General features: G+C 49.4%; 23 protein-coding genes. 7 read left to right on the top strand and 16 right to left on the bottom strand.

Going from position 1 to position 24,451, the window contains the following annotated elements; all coding sequences use genetic code 11:
* Positions 1-5: 5 nt before the first annotated feature.
* The 4 genes from AOC34_RS01960 to AOC34_RS01945 all read right to left on the bottom strand — a co-directional run bounded on the left by AOC34_RS01960 (position 6) and on the right by AOC34_RS01945 (position 4,140).
* Positions 6-1,013: a chlorophyllide a reductase iron protein subunit X gene (locus AOC34_RS01960; protein WP_108468525.1), complete on the bottom strand. Its 1,008-nt coding sequence runs from the start codon at positions 1,011-1,013 to the stop codon at positions 6-8.
* The gene (bchC, locus tag AOC34_RS01955) at positions 1,010-1,957 is read right to left on the bottom strand and encodes a chlorophyll synthesis pathway protein BchC (protein ID WP_234408130.1); all 948 of its coding nucleotides are present in this window, start codon (positions 1,955-1,957) and stop codon (positions 1,010-1,012) included. Before bchC ends, AOC34_RS01960 begins: the two co-directional genes overlap by 4 nt.
* An 81-nt stretch (positions 1,958-2,038) precedes the next feature.
* Positions 2,039-3,217 carry a methyltransferase gene (locus tag AOC34_RS01950; protein WP_108468524.1) on the bottom strand — a complete coding sequence of 393 codons (1,179 nt, stop codon included), beginning with the start codon at positions 3,215-3,217 and terminating at the stop codon, positions 2,039-2,041.
* Positions 3,218-3,234: 17 nt separating this feature from the next.
* On the bottom strand, positions 3,235-4,140 hold the full coding sequence (locus AOC34_RS01945; protein ID WP_108468523.1) for a polyprenyl synthetase family protein: 906 nt from the start codon (positions 4,138-4,140) through the stop codon (positions 3,235-3,237).
* Positions 4,141-4,358: 218 nt separating this feature from the next.
* Here AOC34_RS01945 and bchO point away from each other — a divergent pair, with 218 nt between their 5' ends.
* Together bchO and AOC34_RS10370 are read left to right on the top strand one after the other, a co-directional pair.
* Positions 4,359-5,255 carry an alpha/beta fold hydrolase BchO gene (gene bchO / locus AOC34_RS01940; protein ID WP_108468522.1) on the top strand — a complete coding sequence of 299 codons (897 nt, stop codon included), beginning with the start codon at positions 4,359-4,361 and terminating at the stop codon, positions 5,253-5,255.
* Between the two features lie 39 nt (positions 5,256-5,294).
* Positions 5,295-5,429 carry a hypothetical protein gene (locus AOC34_RS10370; protein WP_267895149.1) on the top strand — a complete coding sequence of 45 codons (135 nt, stop codon included), beginning with the start codon at positions 5,295-5,297 and terminating at the stop codon, positions 5,427-5,429.
* Between the two features lie 20 nt (positions 5,430-5,449).
* Here AOC34_RS10370 and AOC34_RS01935 read toward each other — a convergent pair whose 3' ends face one another.
* The 6 genes from AOC34_RS01935 to pcaD all read right to left on the bottom strand — a co-directional run bounded on the left by AOC34_RS01935 (position 5,450) and on the right by pcaD (position 11,805).
* On the bottom strand, positions 5,450-7,330 hold the full coding sequence (locus AOC34_RS01935) for a magnesium chelatase subunit D (protein WP_108468521.1): 1,881 nt from the start codon (positions 7,328-7,330) through the stop codon (positions 5,450-5,452).
* 6 nt (positions 7,331-7,336) lie between these two features.
* Positions 7,337-8,356, bottom strand: a complete 1,020-nt coding sequence (gene bchI / locus AOC34_RS01930; protein ID WP_108468520.1) for a magnesium chelatase ATPase subunit I — start codon at positions 8,354-8,356, stop codon at positions 7,337-7,339.
* An 83-nt stretch (positions 8,357-8,439) separates the two neighbouring features.
* The gene (locus tag AOC34_RS01925; protein WP_199908309.1) at positions 8,440-9,105 is read right to left on the bottom strand and encodes an SOUL family heme-binding protein; all 666 of its coding nucleotides are present in this window, start codon (positions 9,103-9,105) and stop codon (positions 8,440-8,442) included.
* Positions 9,092-9,982, bottom strand: a complete 891-nt coding sequence (locus AOC34_RS01920; RefSeq protein WP_159074780.1) for an amidohydrolase family protein — start codon at positions 9,980-9,982, stop codon at positions 9,092-9,094. The genes AOC34_RS01925 and AOC34_RS01920 overlap by 14 nt, the downstream gene beginning before the upstream one ends.
* A complete protein-coding gene (locus tag AOC34_RS01915; protein WP_159074779.1) occupies positions 9,969-10,964 on the bottom strand; it encodes a tripartite tricarboxylate transporter substrate binding protein in 996 nt (331 codons plus the stop codon). The genes AOC34_RS01920 and AOC34_RS01915 overlap by 14 nt, the downstream gene beginning before the upstream one ends.
* A 49-nt stretch (positions 10,965-11,013) precedes the next feature.
* Positions 11,014-11,805, bottom strand: coding sequence for a 3-oxoadipate enol-lactonase (pcaD, locus tag AOC34_RS01910; protein ID WP_108468517.1), 792 nt, complete (start codon positions 11,803-11,805; stop codon positions 11,014-11,016).
* A gap of 111 nt (positions 11,806-11,916) precedes the next feature.
* On the opposite strand from pcaD, the gene AOC34_RS01905 reads away from it, so the two are divergent.
* Complete coding sequence (locus tag AOC34_RS01905) at positions 11,917-12,159, top strand: CidA/LrgA family protein (RefSeq protein WP_234408129.1); 243 nt, start codon at positions 11,917-11,919, stop codon at positions 12,157-12,159.
* A 100-nt stretch (positions 12,160-12,259) separates the two neighbouring features.
* Complete coding sequence (locus AOC34_RS01900; protein ID WP_108468516.1) at positions 12,260-12,988, top strand: LrgB family protein; 729 nt, start codon at positions 12,260-12,262, stop codon at positions 12,986-12,988.
* An 11-nt stretch (positions 12,989-12,999) separates the two neighbouring features.
* Here the strand turns inward: AOC34_RS01900 and AOC34_RS01895 are convergent, their stop codons facing one another.
* Complete coding sequence (locus AOC34_RS01895) at positions 13,000-13,692, bottom strand: dienelactone hydrolase family protein (RefSeq protein ID WP_108468515.1); 693 nt, start codon at positions 13,690-13,692, stop codon at positions 13,000-13,002.
* Between the two features lie 76 nt (positions 13,693-13,768).
* Here AOC34_RS01895 and AOC34_RS01890 point away from each other — a divergent pair, with 76 nt between their 5' ends.
* Both AOC34_RS01890 and AOC34_RS01885 read left to right on the top strand, forming a co-directional pair.
* Positions 13,769-14,299 (top strand): isochorismatase family protein, encoded by a 531-nt coding sequence (locus tag AOC34_RS01890; protein WP_108468514.1) that lies wholly within the window; start codon positions 13,769-13,771, stop codon positions 14,297-14,299.
* Positions 14,300-14,464: 165 nt separating this feature from the next.
* Positions 14,465-14,890 carry a universal stress protein gene (locus tag AOC34_RS01885; protein ID WP_108468513.1) on the top strand — a complete coding sequence of 142 codons (426 nt, stop codon included), beginning with the start codon at positions 14,465-14,467 and terminating at the stop codon, positions 14,888-14,890.
* An 84-nt stretch (positions 14,891-14,974) separates the two neighbouring features.
* Here the strand turns inward: AOC34_RS01885 and AOC34_RS01880 are convergent, their stop codons facing one another.
* From AOC34_RS01880 to AOC34_RS01860, 5 genes are all read right to left on the bottom strand, one after another.
* Positions 14,975-15,304: a P-II family nitrogen regulator gene (locus tag AOC34_RS01880; RefSeq protein ID WP_108468512.1), complete on the bottom strand. Its 330-nt coding sequence runs from the start codon at positions 15,302-15,304 to the stop codon at positions 14,975-14,977.
* Positions 15,301-18,396, bottom strand: coding sequence for an efflux RND transporter permease subunit (locus AOC34_RS01875; protein ID WP_108468511.1), 3,096 nt, complete (start codon positions 18,394-18,396; stop codon positions 15,301-15,303). Before AOC34_RS01875 ends, AOC34_RS01880 begins: the two co-directional genes overlap by 4 nt.
* A 48-nt stretch (positions 18,397-18,444) precedes the next feature.
* On the bottom strand, positions 18,445-19,791 hold the full coding sequence (locus tag AOC34_RS01870; RefSeq protein WP_108468510.1) for an efflux RND transporter periplasmic adaptor subunit: 1,347 nt from the start codon (positions 19,789-19,791) through the stop codon (positions 18,445-18,447).
* On the bottom strand, positions 19,791-21,092 hold the full coding sequence (locus AOC34_RS01865) for a TolC family protein (RefSeq protein ID WP_159074778.1): 1,302 nt from the start codon (positions 21,090-21,092) through the stop codon (positions 19,791-19,793). Before AOC34_RS01865 ends, AOC34_RS01870 begins: the two co-directional genes overlap by 1 nt.
* 360 nt (positions 21,093-21,452) lie before the next feature.
* On the bottom strand, positions 21,453-23,681 hold the full coding sequence (locus tag AOC34_RS01860; RefSeq protein ID WP_108468508.1) for an NADP-dependent isocitrate dehydrogenase: 2,229 nt from the start codon (positions 23,679-23,681) through the stop codon (positions 21,453-21,455).
* A 320-nt stretch (positions 23,682-24,001) separates the two neighbouring features.
* On the opposite strand from AOC34_RS01860, the gene AOC34_RS01855 reads away from it, so the two are divergent.
* Positions 24,002-24,412: an FKBP-type peptidyl-prolyl cis-trans isomerase gene (locus tag AOC34_RS01855; RefSeq protein ID WP_108469993.1), complete on the top strand. Its 411-nt coding sequence runs from the start codon at positions 24,002-24,004 to the stop codon at positions 24,410-24,412.
* The last annotated feature ends 39 nt before the right edge of the window (positions 24,413-24,451 follow it).

Below are 24,451 nucleotides of genomic sequence, written 5' to 3'. Positions count from 1 at the left end.
GATCTTTAGACTTTGTCGTAGATCACTTCAAGCGTTGGCTTGATGACCTCATCTTTACCAACCATGTCAAAAATTGTTGCGGGCTCTAGTACCACGTTACGACCCACTTGATCCGCCGAGAACAGCCCCAATAAATCATCGGAAGACATTGGTTTTGGTCTGACCGGCGGCGCCTCAGCAACATTAAGTGCTAACGCCTCAAATACGGATGCCCACTGACTATCTGGCTTACCAATGATTTCGTAACTGGCGCTCTTGCGACGAATGTCTTCGTTTGCAGGAATGGCAGACAGAACTGGAATCCCTACTTTTTCTGCAAAGGCACTGGCCTCACCTGTGCCGTCATCCTTGTTGATCACCATGCCGGCTACACCGACATTGCCGCCGAGCTTGCGGAAGTATTCCACTGCCGAGCACACATTGTTAGCAACGTAGAGTGACTGCAAATCATTACTTGCAACCACAATCACTTTTTGACACATGTCGCGGGCAATCGGTAAACCAAATCCGCCGCAAACGACGTCACCCAAAAAGTCGAGTAAGACGTAATCAAAACCCCAGTCATGGAAGCCCAATTTTTCGAGAGTTTCAAAACCATGGATGATTCCGCGCCCACCGCAGCCACGACCCACTTCGGGGCCGCCCAACTCCATGGCAAATACACCATCGCGCTTAAAGCAGACATCGCCGATTTTGACTTCTTCGCCGGCTAATTTTTTCTTCGATGAGGTTTCAATAATGGTGGGGCAGGCTTTACCGCCAAAGAGTAAGGAGGTCGTATCACTCTTAGGATCGCAACCGATGAGCAATACTTTTTTACCTTGCTGGGCCATCATGTACGACAAATTGGCTAAGGTAAAACTTTTACCGATTCCGCCTTTGCCGTAGATCGCAATAATCTGCGTTTTCTTGGTCACCTCACCCGTGTGTACTGGATCAGGATCAACCGCGGCTTCTTTTTTTAAGTTCGTAAATTGAATGGTTATTTCTTTTGGGTTTACTGGGGCATTCATATTGCATTTCTCCAATCCACAATCATTTTTAAGCAGCGCGCATCTTCAAACGCTGTACGGTAAGCATCATCTATTTGGGTTGACGAACGATGGTGAGTAATCAAGTCATCCAAACTCAGGAGACCTGCATCAATGCAATTCTTTACGGCATTTAGGTCACTCGGATCCCATTGGGATGCGATGCGTAATTTGGCTTCCCGCATAAATGCAGGTGCAAATTGAAAAGCAATGTCGTTGTCGTAGAAGCCGGCGAGAATAATTTCACCGCCATGCTTGAGTCTTGAAATTAATTGGTTTAAGACCTGCGCTTGACCACTGGCATCACATATGCGTGCATAGTCTTTCCTGGCATCGCCATCCGGATGAATGACTTGATATCCTTTGGCGCCACTCATGCGGTCCGCATTTACTTCCCACACTACTGGCTGATGTCCGAGCATGACGGCAATGCGCGCAATTAAGCGCCCTACTACGCCGTGTCCAATAATTAAGTCGGGCTGCTTATGTACATTGCCCTGAGTAACGTGATACGCCGTAGCAGCGAGTGCAAGCAGCACACCTTCTCTACCAATCTGCTCTGATAGTGCTGTAACGCGTGCCGATGGAACAACCACATGGGATGCGGCCCCACCAAATAATCCTTTGACATCGCCAAAGCATTTCGCTCCGGGTACAAATACACGCTGCCCTACTGGAATGGTGGCTTTAGGGCCCGCCTCAATTACTCTACCGACGGATTCATATCCAGGAACAAGGGGGTAACCCATGCCTGGAAAGTTTGGCATCGTGCCGTTCCAAAGTAATTTTTCAGTACCGGTACTGATACCGCTCCATTCAATTTCGACCACAATGTCATCGGGCTTAGGAGCATCAAGCACAAGCCGACTCAGCTTGAGCTCTTTCGGAGACTCAATGACAACGGCGGTGGAATGGATGGCGCTCATATGTAATATTTACTTTACTTTGCTAGATGTAAACTAATTTATACATTATATCTAGGTTCAGCATCAGTATTTACCCTTAATTTACCGGCTAGCCAGCAGGATTTGCGTGTTAATAGGCATCTTGGTTGCCACGGTTTGGGTCGACTTAAACCCGACTTTTTTCAGTAAGTCGCTGATTTCATTGACTGTTCTTGGTCTTCCTCGGCCCATGGCCAACAAGTAAAAGCCAAAATAGGCATGGCCCATCGCTTGGGCGTCTGGCGCATCCGCCATGGGCTCCGCGATTAAGAGGGTCCCGCCGCTAGGCAATGCGGCATAAATGGATGCAAGTAAAGTCAAGACACGTTCATCGTCGTGATCAAAGATCACGCGCACGAGCGTGATTAAATCCGCGCCCGTTGGCAATGCGTCAGTAAAAAAATTACCGCCGTGCGTTTGGATTTCCCGTGTTGCTGGGTTGGCTGCCAATTGTTGGGCCGCTAACTGCGCTACTCCAGGCAAATCAAAGAGCATTTTTTTAAGCTGTGGGCTGACTGCGTGTACTCGCTTAAGAAAGGTTCCTTGACCGCCACCAACATCGAGCATGCACTGGTGCTTACTGAAGTTATAGGCATCGACGATCTCGTCAGCAACTAAGGGTAACGATGCTGACATCAGTGCGGAGTACTCAGCAACGCTCTCTTGATGTTTGAGCGAATCTTGATCTTCATCCTTATCCGAAACGTAAGGCCAATATTTTCCTAAGTTGCGCTCACTCATAGAGCCTGATAACAGTGCAAGCGGATCACGCATGTCGGCATAGAAAGCGGTGTGGTGCTCTACCATCGCTGCTATCGCATCGTTCCCAACCAAAGGAGAGCCCAGCGCACCCAAACCATAACGCGCTTCAGAACGGCGCTCGAGCAATTGAATTGCTACCGCAGCATCGACTAATGTTTGCAATCCCCTCATTGGAAAATGCGTAACACGACTTAGCTCTTCTAGATTCAGCGGACCATTTTTTAAATGATTGAACACGTTGAGTCGCACACAAGCTAATAAGATTTGTGAATACACAAATCCAGACATCACATCGAATAAATTGCTCGCACGTGATCGTGAGATGGAGCGAAAAATTGGCAGGCTTGCAGCAAGACGTTGAAAGCGTTTTGTGGCAATCAACTGATCACGCAATATCAATATTCGATCCCAAAGTCCATACTCTGGCGTCAACGCCAATGGCGTTTGCGGAGTAACGGACTTGTCTGCGACAGAGGACATGTATGCCTTGGCGGAGCCTAAGCAGCCATACGACTAATGCCAGCCGTAATCAGGCGCGCATCTTTTTCAAACCACGCTGCTGGCAATAAGCGCTCAGCCTCATGTGCGACCAGCATCTTTAATGCAGCATCGCCTTTGCAATTGGGGATCGAGCCAATCGCTTTTGAAACCAGTTCATCAAAGTATTGAACGGCGCCAGTGAGTCCCAGTTCCCGTGCTGAGCTGGGTCGATTGTGTTCAATATCTTGCCCAGCAGGTTTACCTAATAACTCGGCATCACCTAAGACATCACGAATATCATCGGCCACTTGATAGGCTTCACCAAGCCACTCACCCAGAGCGCGCCATGTATCGGCATCGGAGCCAGCCGCTTGCGCGCCACATGCTGTTGCTGCTGCAAATAACGCACCTGTTTTTGCGCGTTGATAGTCGCCGAGTATGGCCTGTGGTTCACACTCCCAAGCTTGTCCTGCAATGATCCCGTGGGGAGCTCCAACACCGGCTGAAATGGTTTTAATGAGAGGTGCAATGCGATTTGCAGATTGACGTGCAGCTAATGCAACCACTTGATATGCCATCACGATTAAGGCATCACCCGACAGCACCGCCAAGCGTTCACCATATTGGCGATGAACCGAGGGTACGCCACGGCGTAACTCAGCATTATCAAAACACGGCAAATCATCGTGAACCAACGATGCGCAATGGAGCAACTCGATTGCAATCGCAGCCGCCATCGACAACGCAGGATCATCATCACCGCAGGCATGGGCAACCGCTAAGGTCAATTGCGGGCGAATACGTGCGCCCCCTGGAAATACCGCATGACGCATTGCCGCGCTCAATAATTTGGGGCCGGAATCGGATTCATGGCGAGTCAATGCCGTTTCCAATGCGCGATTGATATGTTTTATGGGTGACATAAGGCACACTCCCGAGGGTGAATCGTCTAAATGCGTGGACGATTTGTGGTGTAAATATTTAATTACTTGCTAATATGTAAAAAAATATAGACACTCTTATCCTTACTGTCAACCTATGAAACCCTTAGTGCCGTGATGAACAGGCTCAATTTGCCCCTATTTTGGCCATATTGCTTAAAAAATAGGCAGATTTACTGATTTCAGCCCAATTTAAACGAATGAACCGCCCTTCCATCGACCGAATTCCTCAAAATTGGCCCCTGCGTGAGCTCAGCAGCTCCGTTTCTGTCGGTCAAATGGAATGGCACGTCCAAATGGCGAGTGCCGAAACCGATGAAAACGGCACAAAAAAGCCAGTTGCCCTATTGCTCCACGGCACAGGCTCCTCTGCCCACTCCTGGGCAGAATTGGTTCCTATGCTCGCCAAATCACATTGGGTGATTGCGCCTGACCTGCCGGGCCATGGTTTTACAATCAGCCACCAATCAGAGCAACTTTCCTTAACTCTCATCACGCACAAGCTAGCCGAGTTATTGCGTGCATTGGGGGTGGAGCAGATCGATAGCATCATCGGCCACTCTGCTGGCGCCACTCTTGGCTTGCAATACAGCCTGCTCTATCCCGCGCCCAAACGCATCCTTGGCCTTAATCCATCCCTAGTAAGCCTACCAAGCTTCTACCATTCATTTTTGGCGCCGCTGATTAATCCGATTGCAACATCGTCTTTTGTTTCATCGATGATCGCGGATCTTTTACCGTTTACCTCGATGATTGATAAATTGCTGGACTCCACCAACTCCAAACTGAATGGCATTCAGCGTGAGCGCTACAAATTGCTATTCAAGCAAAAGAATCACATCAATGGCTCGCTCAATTTCATGGCGGCAACCGATATTCCCAACTTGCTTGCGCATGCGCATGAAATCACTTCAGAGCTCACTTTTTTGGTGGCCAATCAAGATAGCTGGGTACGAAAAGAAGAATTGCTTGCTGTCATCCATCGCTACTTTCCACGGTCTATCGTGATACAAAAAGACGGTGGCCATTTATTTCATGAAGCAAACCCCGAGGCGGCGATGGCTATTATTCAATCCGCACTTGACTTGGCGCAGTAAGGCCGCAATTGATCAACTGATTAAGGAGGAAGAAACGCCATGAACTCGATCACGCTCTATGCGATTGCCGGAATCATTATTTTGGCTGGCTTAGGCCTTTTCTTGAATGCTTACATCAAAGGCAATCAAACCCTTAAGAAGCTCTCTGCAAAGAAAAAGAAAACGAGCTGGTAAGCCAGAAGAATGATATTGATTTACTGCCGCGCTAAATGTGCGGCGCGCTGTGAAATGGCTTTACCTGAATTGATGTAAGGCAGCGGCAAATACTGCGCAGCCATTTCGTTGGCTAGTGCCTCCGCTAATGCTTGTGGCGCACTCGCAGTATCAATAAATAAAATCGCATGTCCTGCTGCACGGAGCTGCCGTGCGGTTTGCAAAGCATCTTGGTGTGCACGCTCACGACCACCAACCCCTTCTAATGTGACATTCGCAACGCCATCGGTCATCACCACAATCAAGGGTGTCATGCCTTTGCGACGTATTGATAAAGCCATTTCATTCACCGCGGCAAAACCGGTTGCCAATGGTGTTCCGCCGCCACCAGGTAAAGCGGCTAAATTGCGCTTGGCACGCACTAAGGATCGCGTTGGTGGCAATACTACGTCTGCAGTGCGGCCACGCAGCGCAATCATCGCAACCTCATCACGCCGTATATAGCAATCCGCAAGCAATTGCTCCACCGCGCCTTTCGCTTCAGCCAAACGCTGAGTGGCGGAAGAGCCTGACGCATCTACCAAAAAGATGGTTACTACGCCTTGGCGTTGCTGATACCGCTTAATGTGCAAGTCATCCGCACGTATCTGAATACGGCTGCGTTGATTGTTCACAGCAGACTGTTTTACCTTTGATTCTGCTTGGCGCATCGTTTGCCATGGAACGGCTGCACGAATGGTTTTCAATAAATCCAAGCGCTTCCCGCCTTTTGGCAATCCACGCCATGACTCTGCTGGACGCCCTGAATTCGCATTCTTTTGCAATTGACCAAATTGGCCTTTAGAACCTTGCTTGCTATTCGCGCGCCCCAGTCCAGCAGTGAGTTGTGCTAATGCGTTCGGCGGAATACCAGCCCGTATCGCCTCGATGAGCAATTCCTCCAAATCATCTGTACTTGGCTGCTCCATGTTTTCTTTGGGCTGATTTGCATCCGTATCGCTGTCTTTACCTTGATTGGAATCATCCTGCTCGGGCTGTTCTTGCTCTGATGTGCTTTGATCTTCATTCGGCCGCTCTTCATCTTCAGCTGAATCAGGTTCAGCATCTGGCTCATCTAGCCCCTGCTCTTCTCGGCTACTGGGCATGCGGGTAGCGCGGTGGGTTAACACCAAACGCGCTGCATCGACTACCTCATCCTCCGTGACGGCGTCTTGGTTTCGCAATGCCGCCAAGGCTTTCGCCGCTCGAACTGCAAATAGACCGGCCCGTATGGAGTCCACTCCAAATGCAGCCGCTGATTGCGTTAAAGACTCAATAAAGCGAGTGTCGCATTCAATCTCAGGCAATCGCTTTTTTGCTTCCGCTATGACTGTTGGGTTGATTTCAAGGGAATCTGTACAGTCATTCTGGCTGAGCTGATCAAGGCGCACTTCAAATGCCATGTGTTCTGCTAGGCGTGGGTGCATTGATTCATCTGGCGCAATACCCTCGTCAAACGCAATCATGCCAAATTCACATGGGGTCAGTTCGGCCGTTTGCTGCGGATGCCGCACCTCACCGCGGTCAACTACTTGGAGAATGTGCGCAATCGTATGTGGCGATATGCGTTCGGCCATGGGAAGCACAATAAAACCGCCATGACTTTTTGCTAACAATCCCGAGCTGTAGATCGGCTTACCGTAGCTCAGGGTTGCCTCTAGGTCGAGGCCGCCAAGCAATTGCTCATCTTGTATTTGGAGGGGGATTTTTTGGAACTGAATACCGGGGGCAATCTGCGTTTGCATAAATGCAAACCATCCATCCCGAATGGGACCAAACTGACTCTTAACGCAAATGCCGCCTAAACCATGGGGATCAATTGCCAACAATGCTGCAGTCGTCTGTGCATCAAACCAAGTAGATTGACCGCGCTGTGTGGTCATAGGACTTTAGAAAAAATCAGCCAATACGCGCTCGACTCGCGTTGTAGAGCTGCTATCGTCCAATGGATTGCGGCGTAAACGGTGGCGCAGTGCCAGCGGTGCCAATCGTTTTAGATGCTCTGCAGTCGCTTTGCGTGCGCCATCAAAAGCGGCAAGCGCGCGCATACCGCGCATCAAGGTTAATTCACCGCGCAGGCCGTCCGTTCCGAGCTGAGCGCATAGCTTGGTTGCAAGCGTTAGCACATCATCACCAATGGTCACTCTAGCTAAGCGCTTACGCGAGCTGAGGATCTTCTCTTTAAACTCGTTTTCGCTATCCTCATATTGCGCTAAAAAGGCAACGGGATCGCGCTCAAATGCATCGCGGCGCTTAATGATATCGATGCGGTGCGCTAGGTCTTGTGGTGTTCTAACCTCAACCGATAAACCAAATCGATCCAGCATTTGCGGACGCAGCTCACCCTCTTCTGGATTACCGCTACCAATCAAGACAAAACGCGCCGGGTGACGAATGCTTAAGCCCTCACGCTCCACCACGTTTTCTCCGGAGGCGGATACATCAATCAGCAAATCGACTAAGTGGTCTTCGAGTAAATTCACTTCGTCAATGTATAAATAGCCGCGATTGGCCTTGGCCAGCAAACCGGGTTCGAATACTTTAACGCCTTGGGAGAGGGCTTTTTCAATATCAAGTGCGCCTACAACCCGATCTTCCGTCGCGCCCAGCGGCATATCCACTACAGGCACAGGCACTAAATTGGCCTTCAATTTATCGCCAGCAGCCTTACGAGCCTCACAGGCAAAACACAAGGTCGGGGCGCCGGGATCGCAGTGATAGGGGCAGCCCGTAACTACTTTCATGGGTGGCAAGAGTGCTGCCAATGAACGAATCGTGGTTGATTTACCAGTGCCGCGGTCACCAAAGATCAGCACACCGCCAATACTGGGCTCAATGGTGGAGAGGGCAATTGCCAACTTCATCTCATCTTGAGCAACGATTGCAGTAAACGGGAAATTAAGAGCCATCTCAATTCAATTTAGGACATAGACACTGAAAGCATACTACGAATAGGCCTTAGCCCCTCTTTGGCGGAACCTAATCCCCTTGGCTACTGGATTGGAATCAAAATCTCATTACGCCGCATCCACGGAATACTCCAGGGCGGGTTGTAACGCGCCAGACGGGGGTTGCCCAACGGCAGTTCATTCCTTGATTTAATCCAGGCCATGAGTTCAGCTATTTTTTCTTGGACTTTATCGTCACTGACAAATCCCGTAAACCGAATCACCGCAAGTTTTTGAGGTCCTACGGCCAGCAGCTTCACTTGGGGATTATTTGGCTTAGGTAGGGTATCTAAGGTGTACTGCTTTGGCATCACAAACTGGATGAGCCAGGTTTTTTTATCGCCCTTGCCTTCAGCAATCACTGGGATCGTCATGGCAATCTTTTCTGGAACAGGCTCAGCCATATTGACTCCACCCTCCCGTACTGCAATGTTGTTACCAAAGATGTAATTGGCAATCAGACGAAAGCCGGCACTCGAAGCCTCACTGAGATCGCCTGGTACCTCAACCTGCGCCACAATCAATGGCGCATATTGCCGAATTTCAAATGGCTCAGCTTGCAGGGCAACCTGATAACTGGGCTCTTCTGTTGCCATGGCAAGGGGTGCTCCAATCAGAAAAAGAGAGAGTGCAATGCCAGTCTGAAGCCAAATCTGCATTACACGAAAAGGATTCCAACCACCACTAAAGCAAGGATTACTTAAAGTCATAGAGTCGCTCTGGGTTACTTACGAGTATCTGCTTTAACAGTGCAGGCTCTTGAATCCAATTGCCTAGTAGATCACACAGGTCAGCATCATTGGGCATCAACCCTTTCACCATAACATGTGGCCAGTCCGTGCCCCAAACAATCTGCTGTGGATTTGCTTTTATTAGCGCCTCCGCAAATGGATTGACATCCGAATAAGGCGGAGCAGCTTGCTCCGAAATACGGTAAGTACCCGTGAATTTAACCCAGGCACGCCCCTCCCGCATCATTGCACACAGGTTCTGAAAGCCTGCATTAGCAATACCAAGGCCCGCCTTCACATAACCAAAATGACCAATCACAATCTCAACCGGAAAGTCATGAAAGTCTTTTTGCAACTGCGGAAACGCATCTACATGCATTAAGAATTCCAGATGCCAGCCAAAGGGAGCAATGCGCTGTGCAAGCGAACGGAGCATGGCCATTGGCAATTGCCCCGTTGCATCGGCTAAATCAACAATATTGCAGCGCAGTCCGCGAACACCTGCCTGATGCAGCGCCTCAATTTCAGCATCGGCAATGGTGCTGTCCACCACTGCAACGCCACGCAATTTTTTTGGGAAAGTCTTGAGTGCGGCCAGCATGGCACGGTTATCCGTGCCATAGATACTGGGCTGGACTAAGACGGCGCGCTCAACTCCCAAGTGCGTTAATAGATTGAAGTAATCCGGGAGCAACGCATCTGGCGGAGTGTAAATACGCCCACTGAAATACGGAAAACTACTTTCCGGCCCACAAATATGGGCATGGCAATCCGTTGCCCCAGGCGGCAAAAGCAGATCGGGCCTGCGCAACACCCGATCTGGAGCCTGGCATAGTGGCGCCTTATTGAGGTTCAATACCGGCGTCTTTTGCAATCTTGGTGTACTTGGCGATTTCATTCTTAACAAACTGGGCTGTTTGTTCCAAATTCATCGACTTAGATGTAATACCTGCTTTTGCGTAAGCAATTTTGATATCCACGTCTTGCAGTGCGCGATTAATGTCTTCGTTGATCTTCACTTTGATCTTCTCTGGCGTTGCAGATGGTGCCCAAACGCCAAACCAAAGTCCAATATCAAAGTTCGGATAGCCCTGCTCAGCAATGGTTGGAATCTCTGGTGCAACCGATGCTCGCGTCATGCTAGTTATACCCAGTGCACGCGCTTTGCCACCACGAACTTGCGCCATGGCTGTTTCAAATGGAGCCATGTAAAACGCTGTTCTGCCTGCAATGGTTTCTGTAATTGCTTCTGGGGATCCCTTATAAGGCACATGCAGCATCTTGATTCCCATAGTCTGATTAAAGTACTCAGCAGCCAAGTGCGTAGAGCTGCCAATACCTGCAGAAGCGTAAGGCAGATCACCTGGTTTAGCTTTTGCAGCAGCCACCAGATCTTTGATTGATTTATATGGGCTATCAGCACCGACAATTAATAAATAGGGTGTTGTGCCGAGAATATTCAGATCCGTCAGGCTTTTTAAGTCATAGGGCAACTTTTTATAAATTGCTGGATTGGCTGCATACGAAGCAGATTGCACTAATAAGCTGTAACCATCCGGCGCCGCATTGACCACCACGCCAGTGCCAACCAGGCCGCCAGCACCTGGACGGTTTTCAATAATCACAGGCTGCTTCCACATCTCAGACAAACTTTTTGCTACCAATCGACCGGCAATGTCCGCGCCTGATCCAGGCGTGAGCGGAACAACCATCTTGACGGTCTTGGATGGATATTTATCGGCCGCTGGCTGCGCCTGGACATGGATGCCTGCGCCCAATAAGGCTAAGCCAATAAGTCCTACTTGCCATTTTTTTTGTATTCTTTTGAATTGCGTCACAGTAAGTCTCCTTTTATTTTTTTGTGCTGCCATGAAATACTAAGCCAGTTTATTGAACCGAGTCCAAAAATTGTTTAAGGGCCAGATTGAATTGGGCTGGCTTCTCAATATTGGATAAATGGGCTGCATCGTCAATGATGTGCATACTCGAGTGCTGAATTAAACGATGCAGTACGGTTGCCTGAGCAACGGTGCATGCCGGATCTTGTCTGCCCACCAACACCATAGTGGGTGCTGTGATTTTGAGCAGCATGGTTGACTGCGCCATATCCCGAACGGCGCTGGCGCAGGCAATATAGCCATCGACTGGTGTGCCCAAAATCATGGTGCGGATCCGCTCAATTTTTGCCGGCTCGCTAGCAATAAATCCCCCTACAAACCAGCGCTTGATGGTGCCATCGACCAAGCCAGCTAAACCCTGCTGCCGTGCAATTGCAAAACGCTCCTCCCACAGCGAACGCGGCGGCATCTCGCTGGCGGTATCACACAAACTGAGTGAAGCAACCCGTTCAGGAAAATGAGCGCCAACAAACTGGCAAATCATTCCGCCCATCGATAGACCAACCAAATGGGCTTTCTTAATCTGCAAAGCATCCATCAGGCCGACGAGATCATTCGCCAATAACTCGATGCTGTAGGGTCCAGGAGTCACTTCCGATTGGCCATGCCCACGGGTGTCATACCGCACAACGCGGTAATTAGCGGTTAACGCCACGATTGTGTCATCCCACATCTCTAAGCTCGACATCAAGCTATTGCTCATGACTACGACCGGAGCAGCCTCGGGCCCATCGATTTGATAGGCCATCGTGATGCCATTGGCATGAATTGTTTTCTTCATAACACCCTTACAGTAAACGGATTGAACGTAAAAATAAATTGCAGCGTATCTTTTATTGCATTCAGCCACTAATTCTACTCAGAAGAGATCCACTTCACATACACTACTGACATGATTGCTGGTTTAGTACAAATTCTTTTATTTCAAGGTTTAGGTGAGCTGATTTCCAAGTTTGTCTTGACCACCCTGCCGGGCCCTGTGATTGGCCTTGTCTTGCTGTTGGCGTGGCTCATGCTACGCGGCAAGCTGGATCCATCCTTGGCTTTGGTCGCCGATGGCTTTAGTCAGTACTTAGGCCTGCTGTTTGTTCCTGCAGCCGTTGGGGTGGTTCTGTTTTTGCCGCAACTTAAATAACATGCCTGGGCACTGATCAGCGCTTTAGTGGTCAGTGTTGTCCTTACGATTACCACTAGCGCACTCATCCTCAAGCTGATGCACCGCGAGCCTAAAAACGATGCGTGAGTCTGCTTCGATTGTCGAGATCTGGGTCTACCTCTCCGGCAGTCCCTTAATCGCTCTATTTATTACATTGGCCGCCTATCAAATTGGTTTGTGGCTATATCAGCGCAGCGCTCAAAATCCCATTGCGAATCCGGTAGCCATCGCCGTGATACTAGTTTCAGTTGCCATCGAGTTACTGCAAATGCCGTATCGGACTTATTTTGAGGGTGCGCAGTTTGTCCACTTCTTACTTGGCTCAGCCACGGTCTCGTTGGCCATTCCGATTTACCGTGGCATCCAGCATTTGCAAAGCCGCGCACTGCCGCTGATCATTTCATTGGTCTGCGGTGGCCTTGTTTCCATTTTGAGTGCAGTTGGGATTGCAACTGCGTTAGGCGCCGATCATACACTGGTTGGTGGACTCTATTCGAAATCGGTCACCGCGCCAATCGCTATGGGTATCGCTGAGCAAATAGGTATTTCACCGACGCTCACTGCCGTATTTGCGGTGGTGACTGGCATTCTGGGTGCGGTATTGGCACGCTTCATACTGGATGGACTAGGAATGAAATCGTGGTGGCAGCGCGGCTTTGCCATTGGAGTTGCATCCCACGGCATTGGCGCCTCGCGGGCTTTTAGTGTGAGCCCTGAAGCAGGTGCCTATGCCAGTCTAGCGATGGGCATGCACGGCATCTTGGGCGCGATTGCGATACCGTGGATTTTTCACCTCATGAATCGCTAAGAGCTTAATCATTACCCTAGATGCGCCTTTAAAAACGCATGGGTACGTTGCCATGCTTCTTTAGTGGCTGCAGCGTTGTATTGCAAAGGGGGTAGATGCCGCGCATCCGCTTCCGGATTTGTGAAGGCATGCTTTGCGTCATAGCGATAGAAGGTGTACGGTGTATTCGCTGCTTTGAGATTAACTTCCAGTTGATCAACGCCAGTGATCGGGAAAAATTCATCGTGCAAAGCCCAGTGGCCCTGAAGTGGTTTCTGAATTTTGCTGGCATCAATGTATTCGAGTGGAGGATAGCCATACCAAACCACACTTGCATCCAATTCAGGTACGTGGACTGCGGATAATAGGGTTAGCGCCCCACCCATGCAAAAGCCGGTGACGGCAACTTTGGGGCTGCCGGTTTTCTTGAGGAACTGCACTGCCCCTCGAATATCTTGCGAGGCAACATCACCAAAGTTCAGGTCCCCCATCAAGTGCTCCGCCTCTTTCGCCTCTAAGGCCAACTTACCGCGATACAAATCAGGCACTAAGGCGCGGTATCCGGCTGCAGCCAATTGATCGGCTACGGCTTTAATCTGATCATCCAGGCCCCACCACTCCTGAATCACAACTACCCCAGGTCTATTCGACCCCTGTTCTGGCTCAGCAAGATAGGCATTCACGGATTGGCCATCGGGACGCGTGTATTGAATGAGTGAGTGCATGCAGGTGTACTCCTTATAGAAGTGGGGATAGAATGAAAATGTACACATTAAATTACCACAATCAGGTACAACCGCTATGCTTGCCTCTCCCGATCAAAGTGTATTACTCATCATCGATATGCAGTCCAAGCTCATGCCGGCGATTGAGGACCATGCACACGTACTCAGCCAATGTATCCGGCTGGCCAAAATTGCCCAGCAACTGGGTATACCCATCATTGGCACCGAAGAAAACCCAACAGGCCTTGGGGAAAACCACCCTCAATTAAAGGCACTCTGCCAAACAACAGTGACGAAATTTCACTTTGATGGCTGCAGCGATGGACTCATCAGCCATATCCCCACAGATCGTAAGCAATTGGTATTGGTTGGCTGCGAGGCCCACGTTTGCCTCATGCAAACTGCACTTGGACTACTTGAACAGGGTTTTGCAGTCTCGATTGCGGTTGATGCCATCGGCTCACGCCAGTCCCTCGATAAAACCATAGCCACTATGCGCCTAAAAGAATCGGGCGCCACACTCAAGACCGTTGAAATGTTGGCATTTGAGTGGCTAAAGACCTGCAAGCACCCTAACTTTAAAAATACCTTGGCCCTAATTAAGTAAGCAAAGATCCTGCGCCAAACAAACGATTAAAAATCCCAACCGGATTTGATTTGCATCAAGTCACAAGGACTTTTTAAGTAAGAATTTTGGTGATGTGAGTGCTAAACTTAATTGGTAGCAATTGTTACTAAAACAAGAGCGCGCAATCATCCACAAGGAGGAATCATGAAAATCCTATTACCCGTAGACGGCTCAAAATCTGCCATCAATGCTTGCAAATATGTTGCTAAGTTATCAGCCGATCTGAAAAGCAAGTGCGTTGTTACCCTGATCAATGTGCATGACGATGTTGGTCTTAACCACGTCAAGCAATTTGTGGCCAAGAGCGTGGTCGATGATTACCTGCGTGAAATCAGTGAAAAAGAGCTCAAGCCGGCACAAAAAGCATTGGATGCAGCTGGCATCAAATACACGATTGTGATTAAGCGTGGCAATATTTCTGATGAAATTCTTGCTCTAGCGAATAAAGAGAAAATGGATATGATTGTGATGGGCTCCAAAGGCCGTAGCGGCTTTATCGACATGATCATGGGCTCGATTGCCCAAAAGATTGTTTCTGGTGCAAAACAGCCAGTGGTCTTAATCAAATAACAGCCGCACTCGAATGCCCCTGCAGGGCAGTAAAAAGCCTCGCTAATTGCGAGGCTTTTTTTATTTCAGTACAGCGAAAATGGATTACGTTGTACCGTAGTTCTTGGCAATAAAGAAAACCTTATCCACATCGGTTTTCCATACAACCCCATCACCAATTTGTCCGGTTTGGCAAACCTCGACAATGCGATCCATCAGGCGATCAGCTACGTCATCGCTACAGACAATTTCAATCCGCACTTTTGCCGAATAGTCGGTTAACTCTTCTTTGATCGATGATTTAGCAGTACTTCCTGGTGCACTGCAGCCTTCCACTCGGGTTACGGTCATCCCAGGAAAGCCTGGTGTATCCATCAAGGCATTGCGCAAGGCAGGCAATCGACCAGGGCGAAAGACGGCTTTAATTTCGATCATGCTTCTATCTCTTTTTCTTCAAATGTGCGGTACAAGACCGGTAATACCAATAATGTTAGGGCAGTTGAGGTAATTAAACCTGAAATAACCACCACTGCCAAGGGCCGAGTCACCTCTGAACCCGGGCCGCCCGAGAATAGCATCGGCACCAACGCCAGCATCGCAACGGATGCTGTCATCATCACCGGCCGGAAGCGATGCTCACACCCCTCAATTAAGGCATCTTGCATCGAACGTCCCTCTTCTCGCAGCTGCTTAATAAAGGAGATCAGAACCACACCATTTAATACGGCGATACCCCACAAATTGATAAATCCAACCGCTGCTGGTACCGATAAATACTCGCCACTAATGAGCAAGCCAAAAATTCCGCCGATCGATGCAAAGGGGAGAACCAAAATAATCAAGCCAGCCAAGCGGATCGAATTAAACAACATGAAAAGAAGGAAGAAAATCGCCGCAATCGTAATTGGGATAATGATCATTAAACGCGCCATCGCCCGTTCCATATTTTCAAATTGACCACCCCATTGCAAGCTATATCCCTCTGGTAGCGATACTTTCTTGGCGATTTCCTCTTGGGCCTCTTGCACAAAACCGCCGAGATCTCGGCCTTCTACGTTCACACCAATCACGAGGCGACGTTTACCGCTCTCCCGCGAAATTTGCGCAGGGCCATCAATCAAACTGATCTCTGCCAAATCACGTAGCAGCACTTGTGCACCATTGGGTGAATGCAAAATGATTCCAGAAATTGCTTCCACGTTGTCGCGGTAGGGCGCAGGGTAGCGCAGCATCAAGGGGAAGCGGCGCTCACCCTCATACACAATAGAGGCTTGCTTACCGCCAATCGCGGTTTCGATGACTTCATTGACATCTGAAACATTAATACCGTAGCGCGCAATTGCATCCCGATCGATCTTAATATTGAGGTAGTTCTGGCCTGACGTCTTCTCTATCCGCAAGTCGGTACTGCCCTTCATATTACTGAGCACTTGGCTGATTTGATCGCCGAGCTTTTTAAGCTCCGCAAGGTCTTGGCCGAAGATCTTGATCGCAACCTGAGAGCGCACGCCCGAAACCATCTCATCAACCCGCGCGGCAATGGGCTGGGAAATCGATAGCTCAACACCGGGCAAGGTTTTTAACTTCTCCCGAATTTGGTTCGCAATCTCTTCCTGACTCAAGTCCCGATCGCCTAATGGTTTGAGCGTGACAATCGGATCGGACTCAAACGGCTGACCAGGATCGGCGGGTGACTCACCGCGGCCCAAGCGCGACACAACGCGCTCAACACCGGGGACGGTCATGATGCGCTTCATCGCTTCAAATTCCAGCTTAATGGACTCATCCAAGGAAATATTCGGCGACTTAGCGATTAAAGGCGTAATCGAGCCCTCTTGCATCACTGGAATAAAGGATTTACCGAGCATCGTAAATGCAACAAAACTCGTCAGCAGCAAAATAATAGCGCGCTTCACGACTAATTTCGGATTATCCAAGCACCAATGAAGCCACTTGGTATACGGTGTTCTGAGGGTTCTAACAATACGGGTATCTTCTTCGCCGCCGCCCTTCAAGATGTAGGAGCATAAGACCGGCGAAAGCGTAAAAGACAGAATCAAAGAAATGGTTAAGGCAATCGCAATCGTGATGGCCATCGGCGCAAACATCTTGCCCTCCATTCCCTCTAAAGAGAGCAATGGCATAAATACCAAAATGATGATGCCAACACCGAACAGGACGGGCTTGCCCACTTCAGTTGCCGCTTCTAAGATGATACGGTTTTTGGATTCACCTGACTTCAGGCGGGCGCCTAATTTGGCAAAGGTGTTTTCAACCACCACCACCGAGCCATCCACCATAATGCCCACCGCAATGGCAAGGCCTCCAAGCGACATCAAGTTTGCCGAAATGCCATAGCGATTCATGACTAGAAAAGTCAGGAGCGGAGTGAGAATTAAAGTCGCGACTACGATGATCGACGAGCGCACATCACCCAAGAACAAAAAGAGCAAGACAATCACCAGGATGATGCCCTCAATCAATACCTTGGCTACGTTAAACATCGCAGCATCAATCAGATCGGTGCGGTCATAAAAAGGGATGATCTGCAAACCGTCTGGCAACAGTTTTCCCTCATTAATTTCACGGACCTTTAACTTAATTCGGCTCACCACTTCACGCGCATTGCCCCCACGAATCATTTGCATAATTCCAGCAACACTTTCGGTCGTGCCATTGAGGATTGCAGCCCCTTGTCTGACCTCGCTGCCGATGGTTACATCCGCCACATTGCGAACATAAACCGGTGTACCCCTAACCTCTTTCAGAATGATCTTGCCAATGTCTTCGGGCTTAGCAATTAAACCTACCCCTCGAATTAGATAGCGCTCTGAATAAGTCGGCAACTGTCCACCACCAGAATTGGCATTGTTACGAGCTAAAGCCTCGTAGACATCCTGCAGGCTAATTTGATAATGGCGCAAGCGTTCGGGATTAACCAATACTTGGTATTCCTTGGCATAGCCCCCTTGGGTATTAATTTCCGCAACCCCTGGAATGGAACGCAACATCGGCCGAACGATCCAATCCTGAATTGTCCTGCGGTCAGCCAGTTCATCCGCGCCAATTTCTTTATTGCCATCGGTGGGGTGATTGATGGTGTATTGATAGACCTCGCCCAAACCAGTGGATAGGGGCGCCAAAACCGGAACGACACCGATCGGCATGCGCGAAGCAGCCTCGATCAAACGCTCTAAAACTAATTGCCTTGCAAAATAGACATCGGTTTTTTCGGTAAACACGAGGGTCACAATGGAGATGCCATTGCGATTAAGGGAGCGCATCTCCACCAAACCCGGTAAACCGGTCATGCTGAGCTCAATCGGAATCGTGACAAAACGCTCCACCTCTTCTGGCGATCGGCCTGGGGCCTCACTTGCAATCTGCACCTGCACGTTGGTCACATCCGGGAAGGCGTCAACGGACAAGCGCTTAGTTGCAATCAAACCGGCAATCAGCAGCACCACCGAAATAATCAGGATCAATAGACGCTGCTGTAGTGCAAGGCGGACTATTTTTTCAATCATGGCGTGGGTTTATTTACCTAAATAGAAGTGGCAAGGAAATTGGGTACATTAACCACCAGAAAGCTGCTTCTTGCGCTCAGTATTGAGGTGATAAGCCCCTTGAATCACGATCTCAGCACCTTCTTTAAGCCCCGACTGCACAGGCCTAAAGCCCTTGCCCTCTGGACCAAGCTTAACTTGAACCATGCGATAGCGATCATCGTCTTCGCGTACATAGACATAGTCAGAGTTGTCTTCGCGAACAATCGCCTCTAAAGGAACAAGTAAACGTTCACGGGGCTGACTATCAATCAACATGGTCGCCAACATCCCAGGTTTAACTTGGCCGCTTTGATTGGGAACATCCATGCGCACTAAAACGGTTCGGGTTGTTGGATTCACGATGGAATCAACGTGCGAGATAACGCCCTCAATGGTTTGGTTGCGTAAAGCAGGAACGATGATGGATGATTTTTGGCCCTTACGGATTAAGTACGCAGCACTCTCCGGCACTTCCGCAATCGCCCACAAGGCGTCCAGGTCTGCAACCGTAAACAAGGCCTCAGCAGGCTGTACCACCTGGCCTTTGGTGATCTTGCGCTCAACGATCTCCCCGTCGATGGTAGCCAGCACGTTATTCACGGACTTAATTACGCTGGTTTTGGCCAAGCGATCAATGCTGGCTTGATCCATGCCTTGCACTCGTAACTGATCGTTGGCTGCGCCAAATTGAGCTTTGGCACTGGTCGCCTCGGCTTCGCGGCGCTGCAACTCGGCGAGTGCAATAACGTCTTCTTTATATAGAATACGTGCTCGATTGGCGGCCTGTTCGGCAAGCTGACTACCGCTTCTGGCCTGCAAATAGGCTAATTGGGATTGCGTTAACTCAGTCGATGTAATCTTGGCCAGCAAATCACCTTGCTTCACCATTTGACCTGGAAAACCTAAGATTTCCGAGACCCGTCCGGTTACGTTGGCACCAATGCGCGCTAAAAAGGATTCATTAAAATCAATACGCCCGGAGACCCGCACCTCTTCGGTAAATTGCCCGAGCTCTGCCTTGCCGTCTTTAATCATGCTGCGCAAATCGTCATTCACATAAACAATATTGGGGTCCTGAACGGATTTGACGGCTGGCTTAGGATCAAATACATCGAAATAGTTGAGCGTTGAGAAGACAATAATCAACCACGGCAATACAAACAGTCCCTTTTTAAACCATTGTGGTGCTTGTAAATAGGTATCCGTCAAGGCTGGAACGCGCACCGCCATCCAATCAAATGCTTGGACATACAACTGCTTTTGCGTCGCCCGCACGCTGTCATACGCTTCTTCAGCATATTGCAAGAGGCGATTTTTTAAGACGATCAACTGATCTCTAATTTGCTTGAGAAGAATCAGTAACTGGGGATTCATTATTTATCACCTTCGAGTTTGGCGACCCACTCTGGGCTCGCACGTAAACGCTGAATCTCCGTCGTGATCGATGCCAGATCAAAACGGGCTTTAATTAAGTCATTACGCGCCGCACGAAAGGTACGCTGCGCATCGAGGTACTCGAGCATCCCACGCTCTCCAAAACGATAGGAAATTTCTGCAATGCGGCGAGCGCTGGCAGCTAACTGCACTACCTCTTGATCTAAGATTTGCACCTGGTAGCTGGCAATCAGATAGAGCTTATAAGCCGATTGCATTTGCTGCTCTAGGCTTTGCGTTTGGGCATTGAATTCATTTTTGGCTTTCGATGCATTGGCTTCCGCCTCGGCAATTTGACCGCCCCTAAAATCCCAAATGGGAATAGTCACCACCAATCCATACAATCGATCGGTGAAATTTGGGTCATTGTATTGCTGCGCTTTTACAGCCAAGTTCGGCAGGCGTGCGTTTTTTTCAAAGCTGAGCCGGGATTGGGTTGACTCTACTTGCGCTTTCGCTTTTTGTAGTTCCGGACTTTGATTGCGTACTTCGTTCAGCAGTGTCTCGAGTGGTGGTAACTCGTTCGCTTTTTGGCTGTGCGCTGCCAATGCAAAATCAGCGGTAAGTTGATGCCCCACCGTTTGACGCAGCAATCCACGTGCTTGCTCGATGCGCAGCTTACTCGATTCGGCATTCATTTGCGCATTCAAAAATTCCGTCTGCGCGCGGATCAATTCAAAGCGTGCGGTCTCACCCACGTCATAGCGCAGTTGCATGCGATCCCGAATTTGTTTCGTTAGGTCTAAGTCTTCATTTGCTGCCCGTGCCTCAGCTTCTCTGCGGAGCAACTCGTAATAACGCATTTGCACATTCGCAATGGCTTCCACCTCAAAGGCAACGCGCGTAGCTTGGGCACCGCGAGCATTGGCCTCTGCCGCATCCACACGGGGGAAGCGGGTATAAGGCATATCCAGTGGCTGAGTCACCGACCAAGAAGAGACATTGCCGGTAGTCAATGGTCCAGTAGCCGAGCGCTGTTGTCCCGTGTTGTACTCAAATTGGGGGTTTGGCACGGCTTTGGCGGCGCGCAATTGCCCAGTGGCAGCAGCTGCTTGGTCGCGCGCAGCCAATATACGGGGATTGGATTCCAATGCCAGCTGAATTAATTGCTCTAGGGTATAGATGGTGCCAGGAGCCGCGGCCACTGCCTTTTGGCTTGGCGGCGGCAAATCTGATTTGGGCTGAGCAGTTACGTTTGATGCGCCGATGAAAAGTGATGCCGCTAGGGGCATGCAAGCCATCAATCTACCAATTCGGAAATATCGAATACGCATCCTGTACCTGAGAAATAAAAAACCATTAACCATTCAAAAACAAATGGTCTTGCCTTGGACTATGTCCACCCCGATACCGGCTTGGAGCCTCATCAAAAAAGGTCCAAACGAAATGACGGTAAAACGGGACTCATTGCTGAGCTAGCTACTCCCCAGTGCTTCGTTATAAGAATTAAAACATAAACTTAGGCAATTTGCGGCTTTGCACCAAAAACCGCAATACCCATAAAAAATCTGGGATTAACTGCACTGCCAATTGCGTTTTAACGAATGGCAAACCACTGGGTATTTGCCATTCGCTTCGACTAAATAGAAAAAAGAGTGAGGCTATGCAGACTCAATAATGGCGTTGAAGGTTTTGCTGGGACGCATTACTGCATCACACTTCGCCGGCTCTGCAAAATAATATCCGCCGATGTCAACCGACTTACCTTGAACGCTATTAAGCTCATCCACGATGGTTTTTTCTTGCGCCTCAAGTGCTTTTGCGATGGGTGCAAAGTGGGCCTGCAGCGCTTTATCTTCGGTTTGCTGGGCCAATGCTTGAGCCCAATACATCGATAAGTAAAACTGACTGCCGCGGTTATCAAGCTCACCTGTTTTGGTGGACGGCGACTTGCGATTCTCGAGCAGAGCGCCAGTTGCCTCATCCAAGGTACGTGCCAAAATTTTAGCTTTTTGGTTGCCGGTTTTATCGCCGATGTCTTCGAGCGAAACGGCTAGAGCCATAAACTCACCTAAGGAATCCCAACGTAAATGATTTTCTTCAACCAATTGTTTGACGTGCTTTGGAGCCGAGCCGCCCGCACCCGTTTCAAACAGCCCGCCGCCAGCCATCAAGGGAACAATCGATAACATCTTGGCGCTGGTGCCTAATTCCAAAATAGGGAACAAGTCCGTGAGGTAGTCACGCAAGATATTGCCGGTCACGGAAATCGTATCCTTGCCGCGGATCACGCGCTCGAGGGTGTAACGCATCGCCCGTGTTTGCGACATGATCTGAATATCAAGACCGTTGAGGTCGTAATCCTTCAAGTAGGTCTTTACTTTTTTAATTAACTCGGCCTCATGTGGGCGATACTCATCCAGCCAGAATACAGCCGGAGTATTTGACAAACGGGCACGATTCACCGCCAACTTGACCCAATCCCGAATCGGCGCATCTTTTACTTGGCACATGCGCCAAATATCGCCCTCTTCTACATTCTGCTCGAGCAAAACAGTGCCATCATCGGCGACGATACGGGCCGTACCGGCTTCCACGATTTCAAAGGTTTTATCGTGCGAGCCGTACTCTTCTGCTTGTTGTGCCATTAAGCCAACGTTCGGTACTGTACCCATTGTTTTTGGATCAAAGTTGCCGTGGGTTTTGCAGAAATTAATAATTTCTTGGTAGATGCGAGCAAAGGTACTTTCGGGAATTACCGCTTTGGTATCTTGCGGCCGGCCATCTGCCCCCCACATCTTGCCGCCGATGCGAATCATGGCTGGCATGGATGCATCGACAATCACATCGCTTGGTGAATGCAGATTCGAAATGCCCTTAGCCGAATCCACCATTGCCAAAGCAGGACGGTGCTCATGGCATGCATGCAAATCTTTTAAAATTTCGTCGCGCTTGGTTGCAGGTAAGCTAGCAATCTTGTCGTAAACGCTGCTCAGGCCATTGTTGGCATTCACACCTAGCTCTGCAAAGAGTTTTTCATGTTTTGCAAAAGCGTCTTTGTAGAAGATTTTGACGGCATGGCCAAAAACGATGGGGTGTGAAATCTTCATCATCGTTGCCTTCACGTGCAGCGAAAACATAAGCCCAGTCTTATAAGCATCTTCCATCTCTGCTTCGTAAAAAGCGCACAAGGCCTTTTTACTCATGTACATGCTATCGATCACTTCGCCTTCTTGCAGACTGATTTTTGGCTTCAGGACAATGGCCTTGCCACTCTTGGTGACGAGGTCCATTTTGACGTCGCAGGCCTTCGCCATCGTCATGGATTTTTCGTTTGAATAAAAATCACCACCATGCATATGCGATACGTGGGTACGCGAAGCTTGGCTCCAGACACCCATGGAGTGCGGATTGTTACGTGCATAGCGCTTGACTGCGGCAGGCGCGCGGCGATCGGAATTACCCTCGCGCAATACAGGGTTCACGGCACTTCCCAGGCATTTGGAATAGCGCGCCCGAATGGCTTTTTCTTCCTCATTCTTAGGATCATCTGGAAAATCAGGAATGGCATAGCCCTTGCCTTGCAACTCCTTAATGGCATCTTGCAACTGCGGTACAGACGCACTAATGTTGGGTAACTTAATGATGTTGGTATCGGGCTGCAGAGTCATCTTTCCCAGCTCGGCCAAATTATTAGGCACACGCTGTGCCTCGGTTAGGCATTCTGGAAACTCAGCCAAGATTCGAGCCGCTACAGAGATGTCACTTTTAACAATATCAATGCCAGCTGATTTTGCAAACGCACTAATGACCGGCAAAAATGCACAGGTTGCAAGCGCAGGGGCTTCGTCTGTGAAGGTATAAATGATCTTTGAATTTCCTGATGCCATGACTATTCCTTAAATTGGATAACGCAAATGAGCATGATTTTTGACCCGCCCGATGCATGCCTCACGCCATCAATGCTGCAAGCGCACAATAAAAAATTCGACATGCTAACAACCCATTTTAAAGCATCGCCTTTGCGGAAAAGACGCTGGTTTTATATACTGAGATGGCATATTGCTGAATGAACTCCATTTTCCCTACTAATGCACTAAATTAGTGCATTTTGATCATCCCTCACACAAACTAGGCTGCCCATTCCATGAATACCCCTCTCAAACTCGGCTTATTGATTCTGGCCGGAGGCCTGGCTGTGGCATTCTTGATGCCGCACTCGGGTGACTCATCGCCACCCCCTTCTAACCCCTCTTCTACAAAGGCAAATACTGTGAGCGAATTCCAAAAAATTGACACTGTTGTCGGCAGCGGCGCTGAAGCAACCGCCGGATCGGATGTGTCGGTCCATTACACCGGCTGGCTGCATGACCCAGCTGCCCCTGATTTAAAAGGCAAAAAATTTGATAGCTCAGTCGATCGCGGCCAAGTATTTGAATTTCCCTTGGGTGGCGGTCGTGTAATTAAAGGCTGGGATGAAGGTTTTGCCGGCATGAAAGTCGGCGGCAAGCGCACCTTAATCATTCCTGCGGAGATGGGCTACGGTGCACGCGGTGCAGGAGGCGTTATTCCGCCCAACGCGACATTGGTATTTGATGTGGAGTTACTTGGCGTTAACTAAGTACTGAGCCTACTTAATACGAAAAAGCCTTCTTAGATA

Source organism: Polynucleobacter difficilis (assembly GCF_003065365.1).
Taxonomy (GTDB): domain Bacteria; phylum Pseudomonadota; class Gammaproteobacteria; order Burkholderiales; family Burkholderiaceae; genus Polynucleobacter; species Polynucleobacter difficilis.
The sequence above is the reverse complement of the archived record's forward strand: the minus strand, read 5'-3'. Positions and strand labels throughout refer to the sequence as shown.

Coding starts and splice junctions, on each gene's coding strand:
- AOC34_RS01895 (WP_108468515.1), bottom strand. CDS start 13,692: ATGCACTCACTCATTCAATACACGCGTCCCGATGGCCAATCCGTGAAT.
- AOC34_RS01935 (WP_108468521.1), bottom strand. CDS start 7,330: ATGACCACACAGCGCGGTCAATCTACTTGGTTTGATGCACAGACGACT.
- bchI (WP_108468520.1), bottom strand. CDS start 8,356: ATGGCTCTTAATTTCCCGTTTACTGCAATCGTTGCTCAAGATGAGATG.
- AOC34_RS01870 (WP_108468510.1), bottom strand. CDS start 19,791: ATGAATCCCCAGTTACTGATTCTTCTCAAGCAAATTAGAGATCAGTTG.
- AOC34_RS01855 (WP_108469993.1), top strand. CDS start 24,002: ATGCCGCACTCGGGTGACTCATCGCCACCCCCTTCTAACCCCTCTTCT.
- bchO (WP_108468522.1), top strand. CDS start 4,359: ATGAACCGCCCTTCCATCGACCGAATTCCTCAAAATTGGCCCCTGCGT.
- AOC34_RS01880 (WP_108468512.1), bottom strand. CDS start 15,304: ATGATCGAAATTAAAGCCGTCTTTCGCCCTGGTCGATTGCCTGCCTTG.
- AOC34_RS01945 (WP_108468523.1), bottom strand. CDS start 4,140: ATGTCACCCATAAAACATATCAATCGCGCATTGGAAACGGCATTGACT.
- AOC34_RS01960 (WP_108468525.1), bottom strand. CDS start 1,013: ATGAATGCCCCAGTAAACCCAAAAGAAATAACCATTCAATTTACGAAC.
- AOC34_RS01860 (WP_108468508.1), bottom strand. CDS start 23,681: ATGGCATCAGGAAATTCAAAGATCATTTATACCTTCACAGACGAAGCC.
- AOC34_RS01925 (WP_199908309.1), bottom strand. CDS start 9,105: ATGACTTTAAGTAATCCTTGCTTTAGTGGTGGTTGGAATCCTTTTCGT.
- pcaD (WP_108468517.1), bottom strand. CDS start 11,805: ATGAAGAAAACAATTCATGCCAATGGCATCACGATGGCCTATCAAATC.
- AOC34_RS01875 (WP_108468511.1), bottom strand. CDS start 18,396: ATGATTGAAAAAATAGTCCGCCTTGCACTACAGCAGCGTCTATTGATC.
- AOC34_RS10370 (WP_267895149.1), top strand. CDS start 5,295: ATGAACTCGATCACGCTCTATGCGATTGCCGGAATCATTATTTTGGCT.
- AOC34_RS01885 (WP_108468513.1), top strand. CDS start 14,465: ATGAAAATCCTATTACCCGTAGACGGCTCAAAATCTGCCATCAATGCT.
- AOC34_RS01900 (WP_108468516.1), top strand. CDS start 12,260: ATGCGTGAGTCTGCTTCGATTGTCGAGATCTGGGTCTACCTCTCCGGC.
- AOC34_RS01865 (WP_159074778.1), bottom strand. CDS start 21,092: ATGGCTTGCATGCCCCTAGCGGCATCACTTTTCATCGGCGCATCAAAC.
- AOC34_RS01890 (WP_108468514.1), top strand. CDS start 13,769: ATGCTTGCCTCTCCCGATCAAAGTGTATTACTCATCATCGATATGCAG.
- AOC34_RS01905 (WP_234408129.1), top strand. CDS start 11,917: ATGATTGCTGGTTTAGTACAAATTCTTTTATTTCAAGGTTTAGGTGAG.
- AOC34_RS01950 (WP_108468524.1), bottom strand. CDS start 3,217: ATGTCCTCTGTCGCAGACAAGTCCGTTACTCCGCAAACGCCATTGGCG.
- bchC (WP_234408130.1), bottom strand. CDS start 1,957: ATGAGCGCCATCCATTCCACCGCCGTTGTCATTGAGTCTCCGAAAGAG.